Consider the following 1101-nt stretch of genomic DNA (forward strand, 5'->3'; position numbering starts at 1 on the left):
ACGGCGCACACGACGGAAAGACGCCTTACGAAGTCCTCAGGGAAAAGCTATAGTCAACAAACGAGATGTCCCACGGGTAACCGCACCTTACACTGTGAGTGCGCTTATGATCCAGCCATACATAGCGCTCATCCTGGCCTTTGCCCAAAACAATCACCGCAGCATTGAGTGAGGGAATGTCGATGAATGACCCAGTAATCAGCTCATTGTAGGCCTGAAGATCTTCACGCATTCGGTTGGTGTCCGGCGTGTCCGCATACTCGACCTCCTTTTTTACATCCCTCAGGATTATTACCTCTTCACCCTTTGCCCGGCCTACATCTTCACGTTCGAACTTGGCCTCGGCGAACCATTCCTGCAATTCCTCTGATGCCCTGATACGAGTTGTCCTGTTTCCTTTGGCCCCCGCGCTGCCGTAGCTGTGATTGGATTTGTCGATTAGCCCCGCCTCATGCAGTGTGTTGATGATCGGGATCATCTTCTTAGACAGGTGCAGGGCGTTGTACCGGGAGCCTGTTTTCCACGCATTTACGTCCAATTTCACTCCGATACAGAGCTCAGGATCATCCAGCCAGGCTACATACAGATCCAAGATCAACACCCTCAGCTGCTTACGAAACGCCGTCTTAGGCTTCGGCCCAGACCTCCCCACTACTTCCACCGGCAAGTACTCGTCCCAGATCCTCCCCACGAACTCTTTCACCTCAGGATGATCAGACCACCTATGAACGTCAATGGGTCGGGAGTGCCATGGATCTTCTATCTTGCTCATTGTCAAAGGCCTTAGTCAGGAAAGTCTCTAGTGTAGAATACTTGTATTACTTAGGTAGCTAGGGGACTTAGATAAGGATCACTAGTAGGGGAGTAGTACTTAGATCCTCTTATTCTGTCTATCTTCATCCATTACTTATACCTATTCCCTAGAGGGTATCTTCCCTACCAAGGATCTAGACGGGCTGACATGTGGGGTGCTGGCCTAGGGGGATCCTGTAGGGGACGTAGAGAGTGTCTGACGTCAGCGCTTATGGGTCCAAATAGCGGTATTTGCTAAGAGAGGGTTTGTTGCTCATCAGTAACCACTGAGGAGTGGACGATGAGAAA

The 1101-nt window shown here is 50.7% G+C and carries 1 protein-coding gene; it reads right to left on the minus strand.

All coding sequences use genetic code 11. The features are described from left to right. Positions 1-25: 25 nt before the first annotated feature. Complete coding sequence (locus tag DL239_RS21325; RefSeq protein ID WP_167686107.1) at positions 26-772, minus strand: hypothetical protein; 747 nt, start codon at positions 770-772, stop codon at positions 26-28. Between the last annotated feature and the right edge of the window lie 329 nt (positions 773-1101).

The sequence above is a fragment of the Parasedimentitalea denitrificans genome, from assembly GCF_011813015.1.
Classification (GTDB): domain Bacteria; phylum Pseudomonadota; class Alphaproteobacteria; order Rhodobacterales; family Rhodobacteraceae; genus Parasedimentitalea; species Parasedimentitalea denitrificans.

Excerpts from the sequence above, each read along its gene's own strand:
- DL239_RS21325 (WP_167686107.1), bottom strand. The coding sequence starts at position 772 with ATGAGCAAGATAGAAGATCCATGGCACTCCCGACCCATTGACGTTCAT.